Below are 2312 nucleotides of genomic sequence, written 5' to 3'. Positions count from 1 at the left end.
ATGGATTTCACATTCAACGACGAGCAGCGGATGTTTCGCGATACGATCTACCGTTACTGCAAGGAGGAGGTAGCGCCTCTCTGCGAGGCGGCGGACCGGGAGGGTGAGTTCAGCATGGAGGTATGGAAGAAGCTGGGCTCCATGGGTCTTCTGGGTTTGCCGTTTCCGGAGGAGTACGGCGGATCGGGGGCGGACTTCACGACGTGCTGCCTGGCCGGCGAGGCGATGGGGCACGCGGGGATCGACGGCGGTCACACGCTGGCGCTGGGGGCGCATACGTACCTGTGCGGTGCGAACATCATGGAGCACGGCACGGAGGCGCAGAAGAAGAAGTACCTGCCGGGCCTGGCCACGGGCGAGGACATCGGGTGCATGGGGCTGACGGAGCCGGGGAGCGGTTCCGACGCGGCGGCCCTGGCGACGACGGCGGTGAAGAAGGGGGACAAATACATCCTCAACGGCTCGAAGACATTCATCACCAACGCCCCGCTGGCGAAGGTGTTCGTGATTTTTGCGACGCTGGACAAGTCGAAGAGGCACAAGGGGATCACGACGTTCATCGTGGACCAGGGCACCCCGGGGCTCTCGACGGGGAAGCCGATGCACAAGATGGGGTGCAAGTGCTCGACGACCTCGGAGGTCTTCATGGAGGACTGCGAGGTTCCGGCGGAGAACCTGCTGGGCGGCGAGGGAAACGGCTGGCGGATCGCCCTGGGCGGCGTGGAGTGGGACCGGAGCACGCTGCTTTCCCCCTTCCTGGGGGGCGGGATGTTCATGATCGAGAACTGCGCCCGGTATGCCAACGAGCGTCGGGCCTTCGGCAAGGCGATTGGGGAGTTCCAGTCGATCCAGAACCGGATCGCCGACATGCGGGTGTTCCTGGAGGCGGCGCGTCTGGCGGTATACCGCGTGGCGGCCTCGAAGGACAACGGGGTGATGCTGAATCCTCTCCTGGCCTCGGTGAACAAGATGTACGTGGGCGACAAGGGCTTCGAGATGTGCTCCGCCGCGGTGGATCTGTTCGGCGGGTACGGATACATCCACGAGTACCCGGTGGAGCGGGGCATGCGGGATGCGAAGCTTGGACAGCTCGGCGGCGGGACATCCGACATCATGCGCATGATCGTCGCCCGCTTCATGATGATGTGAGGGAGGTGAAGGATCATGATCGATTACGAACTGACCAATGAGCAGAAAGACCTGCAGGGGCGGATGACGGCCTTCTGCAGGGCCGAGATCGCACCCGCCGCGGCGGAGCTGGATGCGGCCGCGCCAGACAAGGTACCGGAGATGCTCCGGGCCCGGTTCAGGAAGCTGGCGGGGGCGGGGTATTTCGACCTCCTTCTGAAATCGGACTTCGTCAGCCAGTGCGTGGCGGGCGAAGAACTGGCGAAGGCGTGCCCGGCCACGTTCCTGGCGGCGATGTCGTCGGGGACGGCGTTCGGGATGGCGCTTTCGTGCTTCGGTTCCCAGGCGCAGAAGTCCCGGTTTCTGCCGGGGATCGGCGCCGGGGAGACCATCGGTGCGCTGGCCTGCACGGAGACGGAGGCCGGTTCGGACCTCTCGGGCATGGCGACGAAGGCGGAGAAGAAGGGAGAGCAGTGGATCCTGACGGGGTCCAAGGACCTCGTGACGAACGCCCCGGTGGCGGACGCCTTCCTGGTGCTGGCGTGGACGGACCGTGAGGCGGGCCTGGAGAAGGGCCTGTCGCTCTTTCTGGTGGAGAAGGTCGCCTCCGGGCTGAGCGTGGGCCCGACATTGGAGACGATGGGTCTCCGGGGAGCCCCGACGGCTGGGATCAGCCTGACGGGGTGCACCGTTTCCGCGGACGCGCTGGTGGGCGAGGTGGGCGGAGGGTACGCCCTTCTCGGCCGCATTACGGAGTGGATCAAGATTTCCCTGTCGGCCATGTCCGTCGGGCTCGGGGTGGCCTGCATGGAGGTCTCCACGGGTCACGGGAAGGGGAAGAAGGCCTTCGGGAAGCCCATCGGCCTGTTCGAGGGCGTGGGGGCGAAACTGGCCGTCATGTTCACCCTGAACGACCTGGGCCGGATGATGACCTTGCGTGCGGCCTGGAGCACGGACCACCAGGAGACGGAGGCGCCGATCCTGACGGCCTCGGCGAAGCTCTTCACGAGCGAGTCCGTCAACAAGATCGCGGATCTGGCCATGCAGGTCCACGGCGGCCACGGCTACGTCAAGGGGCCCGCCGTGGAGCGCCTGTACCGGGACGCCCGCTTCGCCGAGCTCGCCTACGGCACCTCGGAGATGCAGCGCGCCTTCATCGCCCGGGACAGCCTGAACCGCTACAA

Annotated in this window: 2 protein-coding genes; both read left to right on the top strand. The window is 65.9% G+C overall.

Annotation, left to right across the window (positions count from 1 at the left end):
• Positions 1-1149: an acyl-CoA dehydrogenase gene (locus tag HPY65_19190; GenBank protein NPU86605.1), complete on the top strand. Its 1149-nt coding sequence runs from the start codon at positions 1-3 to the stop codon at positions 1147-1149.
• 15 nt (positions 1150-1164) lie between these two features.
• On the top strand, positions 1165-2312 hold a 1148-nt coding region (locus HPY65_19185), incomplete at its 3' end, for an acyl-CoA dehydrogenase family protein (GenBank protein NPU86604.1).

Source organism: Syntrophaceae bacterium (genome assembly GCA_013177825.1).
Classification (GTDB): Bacteria; Desulfobacterota; Syntrophia; order Syntrophales; family PHBD01; genus PHBD01.
The sequence above is the reverse complement of the archived record's forward strand: the minus strand, read 5'-3'. Positions and strand labels throughout refer to the sequence as shown.

Bases quoted from the DNA above. Each gene is read 5' to 3' on its own strand.
- HPY65_19190 (NPU86605.1), top strand. From the start codon at position 1: ATGGATTTCACATTCAACGACGAGCAGCGGATGTTTCGCGATACGATC.